Origin of the sequence: Paenibacillus lycopersici (genome assembly GCF_010119935.1) — a bacterium.
Classification (GTDB): Bacteria; Bacillota; Bacilli; order Paenibacillales; family Paenibacillaceae; genus Paenibacillus_Z; species Paenibacillus_Z lycopersici.
Genome location: NZ_CP048209.1, coordinates 6,716,269 through 6,735,752, shown reverse-complemented (window position 1 = coordinate 6,735,752; position 19,484 = coordinate 6,716,269). Strand labels below are relative to the sequence as shown.

General features: G+C 60.5%; 20 protein-coding genes. 18 read left to right on the top strand and 2 right to left on the bottom strand.

The features are described from left to right. The first annotated feature begins 15 nt into the window (after nucleotides 1-15). Nucleotides 16-1,050, top strand: a complete 1,035-nt coding sequence (locus GXP70_RS29460; RefSeq protein ID WP_162360229.1) for a glycoside hydrolase family 18 protein — start codon at nucleotides 16-18, stop codon at nucleotides 1,048-1,050. A 139-nt stretch (nucleotides 1,051-1,189) separates the two neighbouring features. On the opposite strand, the gene GXP70_RS29455 is transcribed toward GXP70_RS29460, so the two are convergent. Together GXP70_RS29455 and GXP70_RS29450 are read right to left on the bottom strand one after the other, a co-directional pair. Further along, a complete protein-coding gene (locus GXP70_RS29455; protein ID WP_162360228.1) occupies nucleotides 1,190-2,032 on the bottom strand; it encodes an aldo/keto reductase in 843 nt (280 codons plus the stop codon). Between the two features lie 45 nt (nucleotides 2,033-2,077). Further along, complete coding sequence (locus tag GXP70_RS29450) at nucleotides 2,078-3,310, bottom strand: MFS transporter (RefSeq protein ID WP_162360227.1); 1,233 nt, start codon at nucleotides 3,308-3,310, stop codon at nucleotides 2,078-2,080. Nucleotides 3,311-3,449: 139 nt separating this feature from the next. Between GXP70_RS29450 and GXP70_RS29445 the strand changes: the two genes are divergently transcribed. The 17 genes from GXP70_RS29445 (at nucleotide 3,450) to GXP70_RS29365 (ending at nucleotide 19,428) form a co-directional block, all read left to right on the top strand. Beyond that, nucleotides 3,450-3,827: a winged helix-turn-helix transcriptional regulator gene (locus tag GXP70_RS29445; protein ID WP_225442605.1), complete on the top strand. Its 378-nt coding sequence runs from the start codon at nucleotides 3,450-3,452 to the stop codon at nucleotides 3,825-3,827. A gap of 218 nt (nucleotides 3,828-4,045) precedes the next feature. Then, nucleotides 4,046-4,357, top strand: a complete 312-nt coding sequence (locus GXP70_RS29440; RefSeq protein WP_162360225.1) for a rhodanese-like domain-containing protein — start codon at nucleotides 4,046-4,048, stop codon at nucleotides 4,355-4,357. Nucleotides 4,358-4,429: 72 nt separating this feature from the next. Further along, a complete protein-coding gene (locus tag GXP70_RS29435; protein WP_162360224.1) occupies nucleotides 4,430-4,819 on the top strand; it encodes a rhodanese-like domain-containing protein in 390 nt (129 codons plus the stop codon). A gap of 264 nt (nucleotides 4,820-5,083) precedes the next feature. Next, nucleotides 5,084-5,890, top strand: coding sequence for a DeoR/GlpR family DNA-binding transcription regulator (locus GXP70_RS29430; RefSeq protein WP_162360223.1), 807 nt, complete (start codon nucleotides 5,084-5,086; stop codon nucleotides 5,888-5,890). Nucleotides 5,891-5,905: 15 nt separating this feature from the next. Continuing rightward, complete coding sequence (locus tag GXP70_RS29425; RefSeq protein WP_162360222.1) at nucleotides 5,906-7,936, top strand: ABC transporter ATP-binding protein; 2,031 nt, start codon at nucleotides 5,906-5,908, stop codon at nucleotides 7,934-7,936. A gap of 815 nt (nucleotides 7,937-8,751) precedes the next feature. Then, nucleotides 8,752-9,189, top strand: a complete 438-nt coding sequence (locus GXP70_RS29420; protein WP_162360221.1) for a MerR family transcriptional regulator — start codon at nucleotides 8,752-8,754, stop codon at nucleotides 9,187-9,189. Nucleotides 9,190-9,194: 5 nt separating this feature from the next. Beyond that, nucleotides 9,195-10,460 carry an MFS transporter gene (locus tag GXP70_RS29415; protein WP_162360220.1) on the top strand — a complete coding sequence of 422 codons (1,266 nt, stop codon included), beginning with the start codon at nucleotides 9,195-9,197 and terminating at the stop codon, nucleotides 10,458-10,460. Between the two features lie 201 nt (nucleotides 10,461-10,661). After that, complete coding sequence (locus GXP70_RS29410) at nucleotides 10,662-11,297, top strand: DUF2306 domain-containing protein (protein WP_225442604.1); 636 nt, start codon at nucleotides 10,662-10,664, stop codon at nucleotides 11,295-11,297. A gap of 152 nt (nucleotides 11,298-11,449) precedes the next feature. Beyond that, the gene (locus GXP70_RS29405; RefSeq protein ID WP_162360219.1) at nucleotides 11,450-12,658 is read left to right on the top strand and encodes a stalk domain-containing protein; all 1,209 of its coding nucleotides are present in this window, start codon (nucleotides 11,450-11,452) and stop codon (nucleotides 12,656-12,658) included. 158 nt (nucleotides 12,659-12,816) lie between these two features. Then, entirely contained in the window at nucleotides 12,817-13,422 is a 606-nt protein-coding gene (locus GXP70_RS29400; protein WP_162360218.1) for a pentapeptide repeat-containing protein, read from the top strand. A gap of 74 nt (nucleotides 13,423-13,496) precedes the next feature. Then, nucleotides 13,497-13,961, top strand: coding sequence for a heme-degrading domain-containing protein (locus tag GXP70_RS29395; RefSeq protein ID WP_162360217.1), 465 nt, complete (start codon nucleotides 13,497-13,499; stop codon nucleotides 13,959-13,961). A 25-nt stretch (nucleotides 13,962-13,986) separates the two neighbouring features. Beyond that, the gene (locus GXP70_RS29390) at nucleotides 13,987-14,676 is read left to right on the top strand and encodes an NAD-dependent epimerase/dehydratase family protein (RefSeq protein WP_162360216.1); all 690 of its coding nucleotides are present in this window, start codon (nucleotides 13,987-13,989) and stop codon (nucleotides 14,674-14,676) included. A 171-nt stretch (nucleotides 14,677-14,847) separates the two neighbouring features. Further along, complete coding sequence (locus tag GXP70_RS29385; RefSeq protein WP_162360215.1) at nucleotides 14,848-15,537, top strand: response regulator transcription factor; 690 nt, start codon at nucleotides 14,848-14,850, stop codon at nucleotides 15,535-15,537. Then, the gene (locus GXP70_RS29380) at nucleotides 15,530-16,672 is read left to right on the top strand and encodes a sensor histidine kinase (RefSeq protein ID WP_162360214.1); all 1,143 of its coding nucleotides are present in this window, start codon (nucleotides 15,530-15,532) and stop codon (nucleotides 16,670-16,672) included. The genes GXP70_RS29385 and GXP70_RS29380 overlap by 8 nt, the downstream gene beginning before the upstream one ends. Nucleotides 16,673-16,792: 120 nt before the next feature. Further along, nucleotides 16,793-17,389 carry a TetR/AcrR family transcriptional regulator gene (locus GXP70_RS29375; protein ID WP_162360213.1) on the top strand — a complete coding sequence of 199 codons (597 nt, stop codon included), beginning with the start codon at nucleotides 16,793-16,795 and terminating at the stop codon, nucleotides 17,387-17,389. Between the two features lie 240 nt (nucleotides 17,390-17,629). Next, entirely contained in the window at nucleotides 17,630-18,451 is an 822-nt protein-coding gene (locus tag GXP70_RS29370; protein ID WP_162360212.1) for an SDR family oxidoreductase, read from the top strand. A gap of 113 nt (nucleotides 18,452-18,564) precedes the next feature. Next, nucleotides 18,565-19,428, top strand: coding sequence for a M15 family metallopeptidase (locus GXP70_RS29365; RefSeq protein WP_162360211.1), 864 nt, complete (start codon nucleotides 18,565-18,567; stop codon nucleotides 19,426-19,428). The last annotated feature ends 56 nt before the right edge of the window (nucleotides 19,429-19,484 follow it).

Below are 19,484 nucleotides of genomic sequence, written 5' to 3'. Positions count from 1 at the left end.
AGGGGAGTGGGAGTCATGGCAAATTCATATTTCAAGGTCGGTTATGTAAGCGATTCGGCGCTGCCCGACATGACGAGGGAAGATCTGCAGAAGCTGACGCATATCAACGTGGCGTTCGGTCATGTCCGCGAGGACGAAATCGTGACGGGACATCTGAAGCAGGTCGAGGCGATTCATGCGATCAAGCGCGAGCGCCCGGAGCTGAAAGTGATCCTGTCCGTCGGGGGCTGGAGCGCGGGCGGCTTCTCGGAAGCGGCTTCGACCGAAGAAGGCAGGCAGAGGATGGCGGCTTCGGCCGCTCGGGTCGTGCGGACGCTGCCTTTCGACGGGATCGACCTGGATTGGGAATATCCGTGCTACGGCGAAGCGGAGATTGCCTCCAGTCCCGCGGATAAGCAGAATTTCACGCTGCTGCTGGCGGCGATTCGCGAAGCGCTGGACACGCAAGGCGCTGCGGACGGGCGTTACTATATGCTGACGATCGCGGCAGGGGCGGACCAGTATTACGTGGATGGCACGGAGATGGACAAGGCGCAGCAGTATCTCGACTACGTGCAATTGATGACGTACGACATGCGCGGCGGCTTCCAGGTGCTGACCGGCCATCATTCCAATCTGTACGCGCCGACCGGCGATCTGTTCCGCATCAGCACGGACGCTTCCGTTCGTCTGTTCGTGAACGCCGGCGTGCCGAAGCATAAGCTTGTCATCGGTGCCGCTTTCTATTCCCGGCAATGGAACGGCGTCCCGAACCGCAATCAAGGCCTTCACCAGATGGCGGCAAGCACGGGCGGCTACGGCCCGTCCTTCACCGATCTGGATGCCGAGTATATCGATAAGAACGGCTTCGTTCGCTATTGGGACAACGAGGCATGCGCGCCGTACCTGTTCAACGGATCAAGCTTCATCTCATACGAGGACGAGCAGTCGATCCGCTGCAAGTGCGAGTATGTAATGAACGAAGGGCTCGCGGGCGTCATGTTCTGGGAATACAGCTGCGACCGGACGCATCGCCTGCTGGACGCGATTCATCAAGGGCTCGTGAAGTAATCGGAAATTCCGGCCCCATAACAAAACGGCCTTCATCCTGATATTCAGAATGAAGGCCGTTTTGCCGTTCTTGCCGAGGGCAGATGAGCATGCAGAGCAGACAGAGCATGCAGAGCAGACGGCAGGCGGGAACGGGCGCTTAGAAATCGAAGTTGTCGGGATCCGGGCCGACGCGGCGATCCTCGTTCAGCGCATCGATGCGGGCCATGTCCTCGCCCGTCAGCTCGAAATCGTAGACGGCCGCGTTCTCGCCGATGCGATGCGGCTTCGTCGATTTCGGGATCGTGACCACGCCGTGCTGGAGATCCCAGCGGAGGATGATCTGCGCAACGGACTTGCCGTGCTTGGCCGCCAGTTCCAGCAGCGTCTCGTTGTCGAGCAGTCCGCCCTGCATGAGCGGCGACCAGGCTTCGAGCTGAATGCCCTGCGCCTTCGTATACTCGCGCAGCGCTTGCTGGGACAGGCGAGGGTGGAACTCTACTTGGTCCACCATCGGTTTGATCTCCGCGTCCTTCATCAGCTCTTCCAGATGATGAACGTGGAAATTGCTGACCCCGATCGCGCGGACGCGTCCCGCTTGGTAGAGCGACTCCAGCGCGCGCCACGTTTCTTTGAACTTGCCCTCGACCGGCCAGTGGATGAGATACAGGTCTAAGCTGTCCAGGCCGAGTCTGTTCAAGCTGGCTTCGTAGGCGGCCAGCGTCGACTCGTAGCCTTGGTCCGCATTCCACACCTTCGACGTGACGAACAGCTCGTCGCGGCGCAGGCCGTTCTCTTCCAGCGCTTCGTGGATCGCTTGCCCGACCCCTTGCTCGTTGCCGTAAACCGCGGCCGTATCGATGCTGCGGTAACCTTGGGCGATGGCGGATTTCACCGCCTGCGCCACTTCGTCTCCGTCTTGAACCTTCCATACGCCCAAGCCGAGTCCCGGCATGCGCACGCCGTTATGAAGCAATACCGTATCTTGTAAGTTGTTCATCATGTGAATCTTCCTCTCTCCATATACGTGATTTGAATGCGGATGGATTTAGCAAGCTTGCGCGTGCGTTTGCCGCTGCGCGTCCGCGGAAGCCTGCTGCTTCCGGTCCCGGCGCTCCAGCCGGTTGGCCCAGGCCGTCAGCGCGACCGCCGCGGCAACCATGACGGCGCCGACCCATGCTGTGTCTGCGAGTCCCAGGCGTTCCGCGACGATCCCGCCCAGATAGGCGCCGATGGCGATGCCTGCGTTGAACGCGGCGATATTGAGGGCGGACGCGACGTCCTTCGCCCCCGGCGCGAAGCGTTCGGCCAGGATGACGACGTACACCTGCAGGCCGGGCACGTTCATGAAGGCGAATAGGCCCATGAAGAAGATCGTGATCAACCCGGCGACCGGATAAGGCGCGGCGAACGACAGCACGATAAGAACGGCGGCTTGCAGGGCGAACATGACGAGCAGCGCCCTTGCCGGATTACGGTTCGCGGCTTTGCCTCCGATTAGGTTGCCTAATGCGATGGCGATTCCATACATCAGCAGGATGACGGCGACCGTGCTTTCCCGAAAGCCCGTCACGTCGTGCAGCAGCGGCGACAGGTAGGTGAAGACGACGAACGTTCCGCCGTATCCCAATGCCGTCATGGCCAGAACAAGCAGCAGACGTCCGTTCGCGATCAGCTTCGCTTGATCGCCGAGCCGGACGGGGCTGCCCCGGCGCAGCGCGGCCGGCACGAGCAGCCAGTTGGCCAGGAACGCGGCGGCGCCGATCGCGGCGATGGCGAAGAAGGCCGCCCGCCAGCCGAGCTGCTGGCCGATGAAAGTGCCGATCGGCACGCCGGTCACGGTCGCCACGGTCAGGCCCGAGAACATGATGGAGATGGCGCTTGCCCTCCGGTTCTCCGGCACGAGATCGGCCGCCAGCGTGGAGCCGATGGACATGAAGATGCCGTGCGAGAGCGCCGAGACGATGCGCGCGGCCAGCAGGACGGTGATGCTGCCGGCCGTCGCCGCGAGCAGATTGCCCGCGATGAATACGAGCATGATGGCGAGCAGCAGCGTTTTGCGCGGCACCCGCGAAGTCAGCGACGTGAGAACAGGCGCGCCGACGGTGACGCCGAGCGCATAGAGCGTGACCGTCAAGCCGGCCGTTGTCAGTGATTTATGGAAATCCGCCGCGATCAGCGGCAGCAGCCCGACGCTGATGAATTCCGTCGTTCCGATCGCGAAGGCGCTGATCGCCAAAGCCAATAATGCGGTTGTACTGCTTCGATTGCCAACTGTCATGCCATTCACTCCCCCGTTATTGCGTTACCCGGCCGGTGAATGCTATTATACGAGCTACGGTTCGAAGTGAATAGTACGTACTTATTAGTGATATAGTCACCAAAAAGTAATGATTGCGAAACTACTGGAGGGAACAGTCGTGCCGAAAGAAGGAACGGCCAGGAAGAAGTACAATATCTCGGTCGAGGCGACTCTCGAGGTCATCGGCGGCAAGTGGAAATGCGTCATTCTGTGCCACCTGACGCATGGCAAGCGGCGGACGAGCGACCTGAAGCGGCTGATGCCCGGGATTACGCAGAAGATGCTCATCCAGCAGCTGCGGGAGCTGGAGGACGACGGCATCGTCAACCGCAACGTGTATAATCAGGTGCCGCCGAAGGTCGAATACGAGCTAAGCCCATACGGCTGGAGCTTGAAATCGGTGCTCGATCTGCTGTGCGACTGGGGCGAGAAGCATATTATTAAGGAGTATGGCGATAAGTCGGCGGTGCTGGAGGATAACATTCTCAATCAGTAACGGCCTTGCATGACGCTCCTTCCATAAGCGGGGGAGCGAGCGCAGGGCCGGTTCGGCGCGGCAGCCGCAAGCATTGCGAATACAGGGGCGGACGGAGGGCGTTCGCTCCTTCTTGGCTTGTCCGGACAGCGGCAGCCGATTCGCGTTTGACAAGCATGGCAGAGGTCAATATAATACCCATAGGGGTATAAGTATTTAATGAATGGAGCGATATCGATATGGCTTTTAAAATACCGCGGGAAATTACGCCGCAGGAAGTGGAAGCCCGCCTGAGTCAGGGGGAGCGGCTGTACATGGTCGATGTCCGGGAGCCGGATGAATGGGCGGCCGGCCATGTCGCGGGCGCCGTGCACTTGCCGCTCAGCCAGCTGGCCGGCCGCAGGCATGAGCTGGAGCCCGGGCGCGAGCTCATCGTCATGTGCCGCGGCGGCGGCCGCAGCGGTCTGGCATGCGAATTGCTGAGCGAGCACGGCTTTCGGGTCGTGAACATGAAGGGCGGGCTCATCGCTTGGACGGGCGAGCTGGTGTAGGAAGCGGGCCGCCTCTGGCCGGGCGGTGGATCCGGCTTGGCAATAAGGCGAAACGAAGGAGGAACGATAGCGATGAATACGGCGATTGACGTCTTGTTTGTCCTGATTATAATCTGGTTCGGATATTCCCGGTTTGGTCCGGCAAGGGGCCTGCGGACGCTGAAGGCGGCGGATTTCCGTCGAGCCGCCGAGGATACGGCGGCCAGCCTGCTCATCGACGTCCGCGAACCGGCGGAATACCGGAGCGGCCGCATTGCGGGGGCGCTGAACGTTCCGCTCTCCCAGCTCGGGCGGCGGATGAACGAACTGCCGCAGGACCGGGACATTCTGCTCTATTGCAGAAGCGGAATGCGGAGCAAGCAGGCGGCCCGGATGCTGCGGAAGCGCGGCTTTACCCGGCTTAGCCAGCTGCAGGGCGGGATCGGCGCTTGGAGCGAGCCGCTGGACAAGCCCGGTTTCTGATCATCGACAGCACAGCCATTCAACAGCCATTTGCCGATTGCGGCAGATGGCTGTTTATTTATTCGCGGTTAAGAATAAGTCATGGCCGCGGCAGACTCAAAGCGCGCACGTTGCTGTTAATTCCCCGTTTACAGCGCATGATTATCAGCGGATTATCGTATAATCATGAATAAAAGAGAACATACATGAACATTCAGGGATTGATAACATGAACAAAACGGCATATAATTGAAATAAAAACGACCTATTCAGGAGGAAACATGCATGATGCAAGATACATCCAACATCTTCGCCGAGGAGCGCAGGGAGCAGATTCTCGCGCTGCTCGAGCAGGAGAAACGCGTGCTGGCGAAGGATTTGGCGGAGAAGTTTCAAATCTCGATCGATTCCATCCGCCGCGACCTGTCGCTGATGGAGAAGCAGGGGCTGCTTAAGAAGACGCATGGCGGAGCGATTGCTTCCAGGAAGGTCCGGCAGGTTCCGCCGCCGCCGGAACTGCGCTACGGAGAAGCTTCGCCGCAAGGGAATGCGGTCGCGAAGCTGGCCGTCTCTTACTTGCGGGCAAGCGACACCGTCTTCATCGGCAGCGGCGCCCTTGCGTACGTGCTGCTCAAGCATTTGCCAGAGCGCCTGCCGCTCACGATCGTGACGAACAGCATTCGGGTGGCCGACGCGCTGCGCGGGCGGGAAGAGATCGAAACGTACTTGATCGGCGGACGCGTCAAGCCGTCAGGCAATATTACCGACGTCATCGCGAACGAGTTCATCCGCCAGTTCAAGTTCGATATCAGTTTCATGACCGGCGGCGGCATCTCGGAACAGGGCGTATTCGTATCCACGCCGGAGGTGGCGGCGTTCTTGCGCGCGGTGTCCGCGGCGTCTCGCCGGCGAATCGGCATCAGCACGCACCGCACGCTCGGCAATGACGCGTTCGCGAGAGCCGGGCAAGTCGAGGATCTGGATGTGCTCATCACGGACTGGGAAGCCGATCCCGAAGCGGTCGAGCGCATTCAGGCGCTGGGCGTCAAGGTCATCGCGGCGCAGAAGGACGAAGATCATGAGAGCCTATAGAACGGAGCGATCGACATGCAGGAATTTCGCGGATTAGGCTTGGGCGCGGGAAGCGGCGGCGGGCCCGGAGGCGGCGGCAACCGATGGCGCATGCGGGAGCTTGCCCAGAACGAGCATTTCGACTGGGCGGTCTTCCGGCGCGCTCTTCGCGCATTCATTCCCTATTGGCCGTATACCATTATCGTGACCGTCGTCATTCTGGCGTCATCGCTCGGCGGCGTACTGCCGGCGTGGCTGACGCAGCGGATTATCGACGACGGCATCCAGCAGCATCGCATGTCCATTATCGTGAAATATACGCTGGCTCTTATTCTTATTTCCATCGGGACGGGCCTGCTCGGGGTATTGCAGACATGGCTCAGCAACTTGATCGCCCAGAACGTCATGGCGGACTACCGGATCGCGCTGTTTCGCCATCTGCAGCGCCAGACGGTCGGCTTCTTCGCTTCCCGGCAGGCGGGCGATCTCGTCTCGCGGGTAACGAACGACGTCACCGCCATCCAGAGCGTCGTGACGACGACGCTCGTGGGCTTCGTCAGCAACCTGCTGAATATCGTGGCCACGCTGTTCCTCATGTTCAGCATGAACTGGCGGCTCGCCATCCTGGCCGTGATCGTCGTGCCGGGCTTCGTCATTCCGACGCAGCGCGTCGGCAAGTCGCGGCAGAAGCTGCAGGGCCAAATCCAGAATTATCTGTCCAAAATGACCGTGCAGCTCAGCGAGTCGCTGGGCGTCAGCGGGGCGCTGCTCATTCGCATCTTCAACCGGCAGGGCGCCGAAGAGAAGGAGTTCGCCGAATCGAACCGCACGCTGCGCGATCTGCAGGTGCGCCAGGCGCTAATCGGCCGCTGGCTGTTCATGTGGCTCAATATGTTCTCGTCGATCGGTCCGGCGCTGCTCTGGATGTACGGCGGCTGGCTGGTGCTGCGGGGCGAGATCGGCCTTGGCGTCATCGTGGCGTTCACCGCGCTGCTCTCCCGCCTGTACGGGCCGCTCAGCCAGCTGGCGCAGCTCCACGTCAGCATCCTGTCTTCCGTAGCGCTGTTCCGGCGCATCTACGCCATTATGGACGAGGTGCCGGAGGTGCAGGACGGCACGCAGACGATTCCGGACAACAGCGTAGAGGGACGGCTCCGGCTCGAGCATGTGTCGTTCGCTTATCTGCCCGACAGCCGGGAAGCGCAGCGAAGCGCCGGCGCGGCCGGAGGTTCGCCTGGCAGCGCAGCCGCCAAGGCAACCGGCGGCATGATTGCGACTGCTGCCGCCCATGCAGCTGCCGGACCTCATGAACCGTCCGTCCGGGCCGAGACCCGCTGGGCGCTGCAGGATATCGACCTTGCCATCGAGCCCGGACAGACGGTGGCGCTCGTCGGACCGAGCGGCGCGGGCAAGACGACGCTGCTTAATCTGATCCCGCGCTTCTCCGACCCGGCGGCCGGCCGGGTCTATCTGGACGGCATGGATACGCAGAGCCTGACGCTGCATGCGCTGCGGGCCCAGATGGGGCTCGTTCCGCAGGATCCGTTCTTCTTCCATGACACGGTCGCGAACAATTTGCGCCTGGCCAAGGAGACGGCGACGGATGCCGAGATGGAAGCGGCCTGCCGGGCGGCGCAGATTCACGATACGATCGCCGCGCTGCCGGACGGGTACGATACGGTCGTCGGCGAGCGCGGGTACCGGCTGTCCGGCGGCGAACGGCAGCGCCTCGCCATCGCGCGCGTTCTGCTGCAGGGACCGAAGATCGTCCTGCTCGACGAAGCGACGAGCGCGCTCGATACCGTGATCGAACGCAAGATCCAGGATGCGCTTGCCGTCCTGCTTGAAGGCCGGACGGCGCTCGTCATCGCGCACCGGCTGTCCACGATTCTGAAGGCCGACAAGATCGTCGTCATGCAGAAGGGCCGCATCGCCGCCGTCGGTACCCATGCGGAGCTGGTCGAAAGCGATCCGCTGTACAAGGAGTTGTACGAAACCCAGTTCCATATCGAGAACGAGCCGCATCCGGGGATTTCGGAACGGGAAAGCGGTCATACGGACGTTTGATTGACGCGTTATCCACGAGAAGATAGGGCTGACCCCAAAGTACGTTAAAGGACAACATGAAACAGTTGAATCGCAAAGACCCAAGAGGGCAGACCTGGCGCTGCATCATCATGGGTCTTTTTGCATCGACCGCTGCCATCTGGAGCGGATCGTGAGCAGTCGAAAGCCGCCCGACCTACAAGCTTACTTGCGGTCAGCTTCGAAGCAGGAACCTTCGGCATCCTCGGTTGCCCTTCAGTTGCCCCAAATCACGCTCCGGCTCATGCATCCTCCGGAAATCGGACAAGAGATCCTTTATTTGTTCGCATGTATCGATTTATTGCACGCTGCCGGACAGGAGATGCGCTATTTCTGCCGAAAACCGGTTTGTTGCTGCATGCCGGGGCCCATAACGCATCTGATGTCCGATCGCTTCCTCGAACACGCCGATTTTGATCAAATAGCGGATCGTCTGTCCGCCTGCCTATGTCTGTACGTGGAGGAGGTACGCGTCTGACGATGCAGGTTGCCTTAGCGGTAACGTTGTCAGCCGTGGGCCGCCTCTACCCAACCATCTTTTCAACAGCCTGCGGATCGGGTGAAGAAACCGATTCTTAAGAAGGGGCTTCCCACAGTCATCTAACGATGACATATGGGACAGCCCCAGGGGAGACGGGGACAAGAAGGAATGAAGGAATGATTCCGCAGCGGCAGGGTAAAATAACGGCAATCGCAACGCATCATAATCCCGGCCAAAAGTTAACGTTGACGTTAACGTCAAAAAAATTTATGCTTGAATTACCGAAACGCCGGTACACGAGAACAGGGGGCCTACCGTGGATAATTTGAAGATTGACGACGTAGCCAAAGCGTGCGGTCTGACGAAACGATCCATCCGTTATTACGAGGAGATCGGACTCATTCCGCCGCCGGAACGCAGTGAAGGCGGCATTCGGATTTATACCCGCGGCCATATCGAGCGGTTGCGGCAGATCATCAACGCGCGCGACGTGCTTGGTTTCTCGCTGCAGGAGATTTTGGAATTCGTCTCGGTTCGCGAGAGCCTGGACGAACAGAAGGAGAAGTACTGGAAGACCGAAGAGGCGGAAGCGAAGCTGGCGCAGCTTCGCGATATCGAGGCCACGGTCGGGAAGCAGCTCGAGATGGTGGAGCAGAAGCTGGCCAAGATGCTCGAATTCCGCGCGGAAATGGAACGCATTCAGAAACGCGTTACGGAGGGCATCGCCCGTCTAACGCAAGAAAAGGAGTCCTAATTTTCATGCAATCATCAGCTAGCAAACCTCAAAGCGCGGCCGCCGGGTCGCAGCAAGCGAACAAGGTAAGCATGTTCAGCCAGCCCATCGGCGTATGGGCGGTCGTATTCGCCAGCATCATCGCGTTCATGGGGCTCGGCCTCGTCGATCCGATCCTGCCGGCGATTGCCACGAAGCTTCACGCGTCAAGCAGCGACGTGACGCTGCTGTTCACGAGCTATAATGCGGTCATGGCCATCGCCATGCTCATCACGGGCGTCGTTTCGTCCCGCATCGGCATGAAATGGACGCTCCTTACGGGGATTGTCTTCATCGCCGTCTTCGCCGCGCTGGGCGGCATGTCCAACAGCATCTGGGGGCTTGTCTGGCTCCGCGGCGGCTGGGGGCTCGGCAACGCCATGTTCGTCGCCACGGCGCTCGCCGCGATCGTGTCGATGTCCAAGACGGGCGTCGCCAAGTCGATCATTCTGTTCGAAGTGGCCGTCGGCCTCGGCATATCCGTCGGTCCGCTGCTCGGCGGCGAGCTGGGCTCCATCTCCTGGCGGGGACCGTTCTTCGGCGTAGCGGGCCTTATGGTCCTTGCATTCCTGCTGCTTACGATCCTGATGCCGAAACGCGCCAAGCTGGCGCCGGCCGGCCAACCCTCGGCGGTCAAGAAGAAAGGGTCGCTCGCCGATCCGTTTCGCGCGCTGAAGTTCCGCGCGCTGCGCACGTTCGGCATCGCGGCGGCGCTTTATAATTTTGGCTTCTTCACCTTGCTCGTATACGCGGCGCTTGTCCTGGGCCATCTCGGTCTCGACGAGCACCAGCTCGGTTACGTCTTCCTGGGCTGGGGCCTGATGCTCGCCTTCACCTCCGTCTTCATGGCGCCGAAGCTGCAGAAGCGGTTCGGCACGCTGCCGTCCATGGTCGTGCAATTGCTGCTGTTCGCGGCGACGCTGTTCGTCATGGCCGTCTGGACGACGGACAAAGCGGTCATCATCGTCATGGTTGTCTTGGCCGGCGCCTTCCTCGGCAACAATAACACGCTCATCACGACGGCGGTCATGAACGCCGCGCCGGTGGAGCGCCCGACCGCTTCGGCGGCCTACAGCTTCCTGCGCTTCATCGGCGGCGCGATCGCGCCGTACCTGGCCGGCAAGCTGGCCGAATGGTTCAACCCGCATATGCCGTTCATCGTCGGCGGCGCGTTCGTCGTCATCGCGGCTTTGTACCTGCTGGTCAATACGAAGCATCTGAAGCATGTCGACGATGCCGAAAGCGCGCATTAATCATCCCGTGCGCGAAACGAAAAGCACGGCGTAAACGACAGGGCTTAATACTTGCTATGACATGAACTCACGCCGTCCGGGCCATCCGAACGGCGTGAGTTTTCGTAGGCTTCTTCCCGCGATAAGCGGGAAGGAGCCTTTTGTTTATCTGCAGACCGGTCTGGTCCTATGCTACGATACTCCATGGGAGGAGATGCCTGAATGGCTGGAATGAAGAAAAGCTGGTGGCTGCTCGTCATCGTCTCGCTTGGCGTTATCGCGCCCTTCGCGGCGCCGTATTTGACGTTCGATGCGGCCAACAGCCGCGTGAACGTCGCGCAAGGCAGCATGCAGTTTCCGCTGCTGCTGGCGCATATACTATTCGCGCTGGCGGCGCTGCTAGCGGGATTCGTTCAGTTTATCCCGCGGATACGGGAAGAACGGCCGCGGATGCACCGCTTATGCGGCAGGATTTACGTCGTCAGCGTTATCGTGAGCGCCCTGCTGGCGCTGCCGCTCGTCGGCTATATGGACAACTTCGCGAAGGCGACGGGCTTCGCTGCGCTGGCGCTCATCTGGCTGTTCACGACCTGGAAAGGCTACCGCGCGGCCATACGACGGGACTATGCCGCCCATCGCGCATGGATGATCCGCAGCTTCGGCATTACGCTGGTCGCCGTCAGCGGGCGCCTGCTCGTCCCGGTACTGCTGCTGACGTACGCAGCGCAGCATGGATTCTCGCTCCCGGCCGGCAGGGAGGGCATGGTGGAGGACGTGCTGAACGTGAACATCTGGGCGGGGCTGATCGTAAACATGATGATCGTCGAGTGGGCGGTACTCAAGCCGAAGCGAACGTGAAGGGTTGCGGCAGCCACGGACGCGTCGAATGCTTCCGGCTCCGGACATACGTCCGCAACCTTTTGTCGGGCGTAGCCGTCAATCCATATTATAGGCGCTGGGTCGGCTTGCCTGACATAGGCCTCTCCCCGCCGCTGAAGGAGCGAATAGAAGTGGCTAAACGGTCTTTACTCGCGATGATGGTCACGCTGCTGCTGGTTCTGCCGATCGTGCCGGCCGGGCAAGCGGAGGCGGCGCGGACGTACGACGGAATAAGCGGCGCGGAGCAGAAGCGCGGCATGGCGTTCCTTAACGATATGCGCAGCCATATGGGCTTGGCGGAGCTGACGCTCGATCCCGCCCTGACCAAGGCGGCAATCGATCATGCGCGTTACGCGGACGAGCACTACACGTTGAAATCGGCGAACCGTTCGGCCGAAGCCTCGGGGATGAAGGATTACACGGGGACGACGCCGTCCGGCCGCGCAGCCGCCGCGGGCTACAAGGAAGCGGGCATGGACATACAAGAAACGGTATATATGGATGAGCGGCCTTACGACATGTTCGATCTGGGCCAGCATATGCGGGACCTGTCGCTGGTACATGAGCGGCGCGTCATCATTACGAATCCCGACACGGCGGCGGGCGGACCGCTGCAAGTGGCGCTCTACCCGTACGACGGGATGGAAGGCGCGATGATCGAAACGGATGGCTTCATGGACCCTAAGCAGCCGCTGGCGGGCGAAGGAATGACGATTACCGTCCATGCCAACCGGTCCGACGTTTCGGGAATGACCGCTACGCTGCAGCGCCGGGCAGGCAGCCGGACGATCGATATTCCGCTGCAGGTGACGTCCACGGACGGGGACGGTGCCTACGAACTGAAGGCGCAGCGTCTGCTGCGTCAGGACGCGGTATACACGGCGCATGTTTCCTTCCGGACCGGCGGCGAAACCGTGGAACGGACCTGGACGTTCAAGACCTGGTCGTTCCAGGTCGATATGGTGATTGACGACATGCCGCTCTTAAGCGGCGGCAATTCGGTCCGCCTTGATCCGTCCGGCCGCGTCTTCGTGCCGATCCGGTTCCTGTCGGAACGGTTCGGAGCGGACGTGGGCTGGGACAAGGCGGCGCAGACGATTACGATCCGCCAAGCCGGACTGGACATACGGATGACGATCGGTGCCGGCACCGCCTACGTGAACGGGAAAGCCGTCGCGCTGGAAAGCCCGCCGAAGCTGGAGGTGTACACCACCGTCGTTCCGCTGCGATTCATCGCCGAGGCGTTCGGCTACGAGGTGAATTACCGGGAGCGGGAGCATTCGGTCGAGATCTGGACCGGATTCACGGACCAAGCCCGGCCGCCTGCGGCAGCCAGCTAGCGGGAAGCGCCGCCGAAGGGAGTTTCAATGGCTCCCGGCCGTCGGCGCCCCGATCGTCGCAGCCGCCTGCAGGCGGATCCTGCCGATCCGTGCTAAGATGAGCGGAGATGCCGCTGCGTGGAGAGTGCGAGGCGCACGCGGTCAGGGAGGATGAAATCATGTACTCATATATCGATCAACGCTACGAGGGCGTTAATTTCAGCGGCCGCGAGCTGCGCGACGGCGAGCTCGTCCGCTGCGCGTTCGAGCGCTGCACGTTTGCCGGCGCCTCGATGGAGGAAATCGCGACGAGCGGCTGCCGTTTCGTCGACTGCAATTTCTCGGGCGCGCTGCTGAACGCTTCGACGCATGCGGAGTCGGCTTTCCTGAACTGCAATTTCACGGATGCGAATCTCTTCGTCGCGGTCTTCAACGGCTGCAAGATGATGGGCTCGGACTTCTCCAAAGCGCAGCTCGACGGTCTTACCGCCGCGGGCGGCGACTGGTCGTACACGAACTTGCGGCATGCGAGGCTGCCGAAGCAGGACCTGCGGGGCATTTGCCTGCGCGAGGCCGACCTGTCGGGCGCGAACCTGGAGAAGGCGGATCTGCGGGGCAGCGACTTGACGCGCGTCAACCTGTCGCAGGCGAAGCTGAAAGGCGCCGACCTGCGCGGCGCCTTGATGGAGGGCGTCAACTGGCCGTCCGTCGATGTGAAAGGCGTGCGGATGGACGCCGCCCAAGCCGTCCTGTTCCTGCGTGCCCATGGCGCGAAAGTGGACTAGCGCGGCGATTTTGATTGGCTGCCGTTTTGTCGTACTATAGAGGTGAGTACGCATAGAAGGAAGGATGACCGTCGATGAGCGATTTCCTGCAAGCGCTGCTGGCGCAAGAAGAAGAGCTGCAATTTGAATCCTTTACGAACGAAGACGCCTACGAGCTGGGCTGCATCATCGTCAAGCATGCGAGAGACGTGCTCGGCAAGGGGATCGCGGTCCATATCGAGAACGACGAGTATCCGCTGTTCACGCACTATATGACGGGTACCTCGAAGGATAATATGTATTGGGTCAATACGAAGAAGAACGTCGTCAACCGTTACGGCCACAGCTCGCTCTACGTCGGCGAGATGTACAAGGCGCAGGGCACGACGTTCAAAGAGGGCTCCGGCCTGTCGCTCGACGAATATCAGGGCGAGGGCGGCTCGTTCCCGATCATCGTGCGCGGCCGGGGCAAAGCCGGCACGGTGACGGTATCGGGGCTGACCGGCGAGGAGGACCATCAGGTTGCCGTCGACGGCTTGCGCACCTACTTGACCCGTTAACGGGCTGCGGGAGAGGGGGACGAACATGGCAATACAGGAAGCCAGGCAGCCGATTCGCGCCGTCATAACGGGCGTCACGGGCATGGTCGGGGAAGGCGTGCTGCATGAATGCCTGCGGCATCCGGACGTGGAGCGGGTGCTTGTCCTCGGCCGGAAACCGAGCGGAATCGCGCATCCGAAGCTGCGCGAAATCGTGCATGCGGATTTCTACGATCTGACGCCGGTCACCGCGGAGCTGACGGGCTATAGCGCCTGCTATTTCTGCCTCGGCGTCTCGTCGGTCGGCATGAGCGAGGCGGATTATGCGCGCGTGACGCATGATCTGACGCTGCACGCCGCGGAGCTGCTGGCCCGCCTGAACCCGGACATGGTATTCTGCTACGTCTCGGGCTCGGGCACGGACAGCACGGAACGGGGCCGCAGCATGTGGGCGCGGGTGAAAGGGAAGACCGAGAACGTGCTGCTGCGGCTGCCGTTCAAGCGGGCGTACATGTTCCGTCCCGGCTATATTCATCCGACGAAAGGACTTCGCAACACGCATCGGTATTACCGGGCGTTCATGTGGCTGTATCCGGTTCTGCGGACGCTTCTCCCTGGCGGCGTCATCACGCTGCGCGAGCTCGGGCTGGCGATGATTCATGCCGCGCGCGCGGCGTACGGGCCGTCGATACTCGGGAGCAAGGAAATCCGCGAGCTCGCCCGCATGGACGGCTAGCAAGGCAATCGCAGGCCCGGCCGCTCGCGCAGAGCAAGCCGGGCCTACTTGTGGAGAGCGGTGTTCCTCGGCAACCGCGGCGCCGCGAATCGGCGGCTCGGTTCGGGCCTGCAAATAGAGTAAAATAAAGATAAAAATGGCGAATTTATGCCGGGTTAGGAGCGCACCTGCATGAAACCAATTACGATTCTGATCGCGGACGACGAGACGGAAATCGCCGATCTGGTCGCGCTGCATCTCTCGAAGGAAGGCTATCGCTGCATCAAGGCGGCATCCGGCCCCGAGGCCGTTCAGGCGATTCAATCGCAGCCGGTCGACCTCGCGATTCTCGATATCATGATGCCGGGCTTCGACGGCCATGAGGTGACCCGGCAGATCCGGGAGCATTCCGCGATGCCGATCATTTTCCTCAGCGCCAAGACGAGCGATCTCGACAAAATCACGGGCCTCGTCATCGGCGCCGACGATTACATGACGAAGCCGTTCAACCCGATGGAGCTGGTCGCCCGCGTCAACGCCCAGCTGCGGCGCGCGCTGCAGTTCAGCCAGCAGGCGGCCGGGAGCGCGCCGGTGCTGGAGATCGCCGGCCTCGTCATCGACCCCGACCGGCATACGGTGACCAAGTACGGCAGCCCCGTCGAGCTGACGCCGAAGGAATTCGACATCCTCTATCTGCTGGCGAGCAGCCCGAAGAAAGTATTCAGCGGCGAGCTGCTGTTCGAACGCGTCTGGGGCGAGGCGTATTTCGAGAGCGGCAATACCGTCATGGTGCATATCCGGACGCTGCGCAAGAAGCTGGGAGACGACAAGAACAAATGGATCAAGACCGTTTGGGGCGTCGGGTATACGTTCAATGGATAGACTGGGCATCAGCTTCCGCTCCAAAATGCTGCTGCTGCTCGGGCTCAGCCTGCTGCTGTCCGGCATCATTCTGTTCTTAATTTATCGGGCGCTGGAATCCTATTACTTGTCCCATATCCGGTTCGCGAATGATCCGCTGTTCCAATTGCGGCAGTTCATCGCGAACGTCGGCGATTTCAAATTCGCCCTGCTGATGATGATTCCGCTCACCATCCTGCTTTTCTATCTATTCACGAAGCCGTACGCGGCTTATTTCAAGGAAATATCGCGGGGCATTAACCGGCTGGCCAAAGGCGACTTCAGCGGTCATGTCGACATTCCCTCCCAGGATGAATTCGGCCGCATCGCCGACGACATCAATCTGGCGAGCGATAAGCTGCAGGAAGCGGTGGAGCGGGGCGACTTCGCGGAGACCAGCAAGCATCAGCTCGTGCTCAACCTGGCGCATGATTTGCGGACGCCGCTCACGTCGGTGCTGGGCTATTTGGATTATATTTTGCGGGATGAGAGCATGCCCCAAGAGCAAGCCCGCCACTATGCGGGAATCGCCTACACCAAGTCCCGGCGGCTGGAGCGGCTGATCGAGGAGCTGTTCGAGGTCACGCGCGTGAATTACGGCATGACGCCGCTCCATATGTCTAACCTGGACTTGAGCGAGCTGCTCGTGCAGATGAACGAGGAGCTGTTCCCGCTCTTCGAGAGCGGAGGATTGACGGTTCGCATGCACGTCGAGCCGCATGTCCGGCTGCAGGGCGACGGCGAGCTGCTGGCCCGCGTGTTCGAGAATCTGCTGACCAATGCCGTCCGCTACGGCGCCGACGGGCAGTATATCGATGTCTACTGCGCCTTGGAGGGCGAGGAGGCGGTCGTGCAGGTCGTCAACTACGGCGACTCCATTCCGGCGGAGCAGCTGCCGCATCTGTTCGAGATGTTCTATACCGGCGACAAGGCGCGAAGCCATTCGCACGGCGGCACCGGCATCGGGCTGTTCATCGTCCGCAATATCGTGGAGCGCCACAACGGCACGATTACGGCGCAGAGCGACATCGTCCGCACCAGCTTCGAGGTGAGGCTGCCGCTGCGGAGCGCGAAGCCCGTTCCGGCCGAGGGGCCAAGCGCCGGCATTGCCAAATAAACACGGGCCGCATCCGTTATCGAAACCATCGCTGCATGGCGGATTGACGGGAGAGGCGGTCTGATGTATGATTAGAACGATCATTCGATCTATTGTTCGCGAAGGAGGTGAAGATTCGAAATGTTCGAGCGTTACAACAAAGTGCAGCAGGCGGTGCTCGAGACGACCCTGCATCTGATCATCGACAAGGAGCTGCAGGCAACGTCCATGTCGCTCATCGCCAAGAATTCCGGCGTGTCGACGGGCAATATCTATCATTACTTCAGCAGCAAGGAAGACATTATCAACGAATTGTACAAAGCGATCGTGCTGTTCAACGGCGAGTTCGTCACCCGGGACATGAACCCTGCAGACAGCGTGCAGGCGCGGTTCCGGAAGGCATGGAGGAACGTCATCGAGCTTGGCAAACGGTACCCGAACGGATTCCGGTTCATTGAGCAGTATTCGTTCTCGCCGTATATCTATGACGATTCCAAGCTGGAGGCGTACAAGGGCGGCTGGTGCGGACCGCTCGCGAAGCTGTACGAAGAGGCAATCGGGCAAGGCTTGTTCATCGAGTTGGAGCCTCGCATGATGGTTCAAATGCATTACGGGGCGATCGTCTATTTGTTGAAAGGCCATTTGCAGCAATACATGGAATTGACGGACGACGCGGCGGAACAAACGATTCTCGCCTGTTGGAACGCAGTCAGCAAGGAGAAAGGTTGGAACGCTTGAGTTCGGCCTGCTTCTTTTGCGTCGATTAGATCGAACGTTCGATATATTTGATAGCGCGGCGGTAACGCTGCCGTTGTACCTGGCATTCGCCGCATCGCCGCGGTACGTATTGTCGAAGCGGCATGCAGTAAGCAGTGAGAAGGAAGCAGGAAGCAGCGAAGAAGTGTAATCGGAATAGAACGAACGTTCAGTCCGCGCTGCGGGCAAGCGAATGAACGATTAGAACCTGGAGGGATACACATGGAGAAGAAGACGATTTTCATTACGGGAACGAGCTCGGGGCTTGGCAAACGGACCGCGATTCATTTTGCGAAGCTCGGGTGGAACGTCGCCGCGACGATGCGCACGCCGGAGAAGGAGCAGGAGCTTACCGCGTACGAGAACATTAAACTGTTCAAGCTGGACGTCACGAACTTGGCGGAGGTCGACGCTGCCGCGAAGGAGGCGATCGCGGCTTTCGGCAGGATCGACGTCGTCGTCAACAATGCGGGCATGGGCTCGTACGGGGCGCTTGAGCTGGCGGCGGAAGACACGATCGATTGGCAGTTCGCGGTCAATACCCGCGGTCCGATCAACGTCATCCGCAAGTTTCTGCCGCACTTCAGAGCCGCAGGCGGCGGCATGTTCATTAACATCAGCTCGTTCATGGGGCTTACGACGGCACTCCCGCTCGGCTCGCTGTACAATATGTCCAAGTTCGCGCTGGAAGGCTTGACGGAAGGTCTCTATTACGAGCTCAAGCCGCTGAACATCGAGCTTCGCCTAATTGAACAAGGCGGTTCGTCCGGCACTAATTTCGTGAACAGCATTCGATGGAACAAAGACGAGAACATTACGGTTTATGACAAGCACATGGATAAGATCACCGCCATGATGACGAGCCGCGACGAGAGCCATCTGGACGATCCGCAAATCATCGTGGACGCCATCGCGGCGCAAGCGACCGGGGCAAGCGTTCAATTCCGGACCGTGGTCGGCGAAGCGGGCAAGAGCCTGCTGGCGATGCGGAATTCGGTGCCCATCGAGCAGTACCTGGCCACGATCGCGAAGAACTACGACTGATCCTCGCGCGCGCTCAGGCTCGAATTTAAGAAAAAGTTTATCCTTCCGCCGCTTCTTCTTTAGTTGTTTCCCTTACACTGGCCTGAGTTAATGGCGAGAAGGGATTGGGGCGCATGAAGAAGACGCAGTTGGCAGGTCTCATCGTGCTGGGATTGATCGCCGTGCAAGTCGCGCGGTACGCCGATGCGCGGAACGATCGCGAGGAGGCGGCACCGCTCCCGGAGACGGAGACGCATACGGTGCAGGCAGGGCCAAACCAGCCGTATCAAGGGAACTTGGTGCTCGTCGATCAGGAGCATCCCGTCAAGGAGGCGGGGCGGCTGACCGATATCGTCAATCTGTACGATCATCCGGAGCTGACGAAGGGCTACGGCTTGATGGATACGACGGTGAACCTTTCGCGGCGCGTGGCGGAGAAGTGGGAGGTGCTCGTGGAGGCGGCGAGCGGGGACGGCATCCGGCATTTCGTGATCAACAGCGGGTACCGGAACGAACGGGAGCAGGAGAAGCTGTACGAGCAGAAGGGCGCGGACTATGCGCTTCCGCCGGGGTACAGCGAGCATAATCTGGGCCTCTCCATGGACATCGGCTCGACCGAGACGGAGATGAGCAAGGCGCCGGAGGGCAAATGGCTGAGCAAGAACGCCTGGAAGTACGGCTTCATTCTTCGTTATCCGAAGGACAAGACGGACATCACCGGCATTCAGTTCGAGCCGTGGCATTTTCGCTACGTCGGGCTGCCGCACAGCAAATTGATGCATGATCATCAATGGACGCTGGAAGAGTATCTCGAGGCCTTGAAGGCGCATGGGACGATGACGGCGGCCTATCAAGGAATTGCCTATACGGTAGCGTATTATCCGGCGTCGCCGACCGGGAAGACGTTAATCCGGGTCCCCGATAAGGGAGCGTATACCGTATCCGGCAACAATGGCGACGGGATCATCGTGACGACGCAGACCGAAGGCGGTCAATGAAACAAGGAATTCCGCTGGAGGAACGAGAATGACTACGTAAGAAGGTCATCGATTCC

Bases quoted from the DNA above. Each gene is read 5' to 3' on its own strand.
- GXP70_RS29460 (WP_162360229.1), top strand. From the start codon at position 16: ATGGCAAATTCATATTTCAAGGTCGGTTATGTAAGCGATTCGGCGCTG.
- GXP70_RS29455 (WP_162360228.1), bottom strand. From the start codon at position 2,032: ATGATGAACAACTTACAAGATACGGTATTGCTTCATAACGGCGTGCGC.
- GXP70_RS29450 (WP_162360227.1), bottom strand. From the start codon at position 3,310: ATGACAGTTGGCAATCGAAGCAGTACAACCGCATTATTGGCTTTGGCG.
- GXP70_RS29440 (WP_162360225.1), top strand. From the start codon at position 4,046: ATGGCTTTTAAAATACCGCGGGAAATTACGCCGCAGGAAGTGGAAGCC.
- GXP70_RS29435 (WP_162360224.1), top strand. From the start codon at position 4,430: ATGAATACGGCGATTGACGTCTTGTTTGTCCTGATTATAATCTGGTTC.
- GXP70_RS29430 (WP_162360223.1), top strand. From the start codon at position 5,084: ATGATGCAAGATACATCCAACATCTTCGCCGAGGAGCGCAGGGAGCAG.
- GXP70_RS29425 (WP_162360222.1), top strand. From the start codon at position 5,906: ATGCAGGAATTTCGCGGATTAGGCTTGGGCGCGGGAAGCGGCGGCGGG.
- GXP70_RS29415 (WP_162360220.1), top strand. From the start codon at position 9,195: ATGCAATCATCAGCTAGCAAACCTCAAAGCGCGGCCGCCGGGTCGCAG.
- GXP70_RS29410 (WP_225442604.1), top strand. From the start codon at position 10,662: ATGGCTGGAATGAAGAAAAGCTGGTGGCTGCTCGTCATCGTCTCGCTT.
- GXP70_RS29400 (WP_162360218.1), top strand. From the start codon at position 12,817: ATGTACTCATATATCGATCAACGCTACGAGGGCGTTAATTTCAGCGGC.
- GXP70_RS29395 (WP_162360217.1), top strand. From the start codon at position 13,497: ATGAGCGATTTCCTGCAAGCGCTGCTGGCGCAAGAAGAAGAGCTGCAA.
- GXP70_RS29390 (WP_162360216.1), top strand. From the start codon at position 13,987: ATGGCAATACAGGAAGCCAGGCAGCCGATTCGCGCCGTCATAACGGGC.
- GXP70_RS29385 (WP_162360215.1), top strand. From the start codon at position 14,848: ATGAAACCAATTACGATTCTGATCGCGGACGACGAGACGGAAATCGCC.
- GXP70_RS29380 (WP_162360214.1), top strand. From the start codon at position 15,530: ATGGATAGACTGGGCATCAGCTTCCGCTCCAAAATGCTGCTGCTGCTC.
- GXP70_RS29375 (WP_162360213.1), top strand. From the start codon at position 16,793: ATGTTCGAGCGTTACAACAAAGTGCAGCAGGCGGTGCTCGAGACGACC.
- GXP70_RS29370 (WP_162360212.1), top strand. From the start codon at position 17,630: ATGGAGAAGAAGACGATTTTCATTACGGGAACGAGCTCGGGGCTTGGC.
- GXP70_RS29365 (WP_162360211.1), top strand. From the start codon at position 18,565: ATGAAGAAGACGCAGTTGGCAGGTCTCATCGTGCTGGGATTGATCGCC.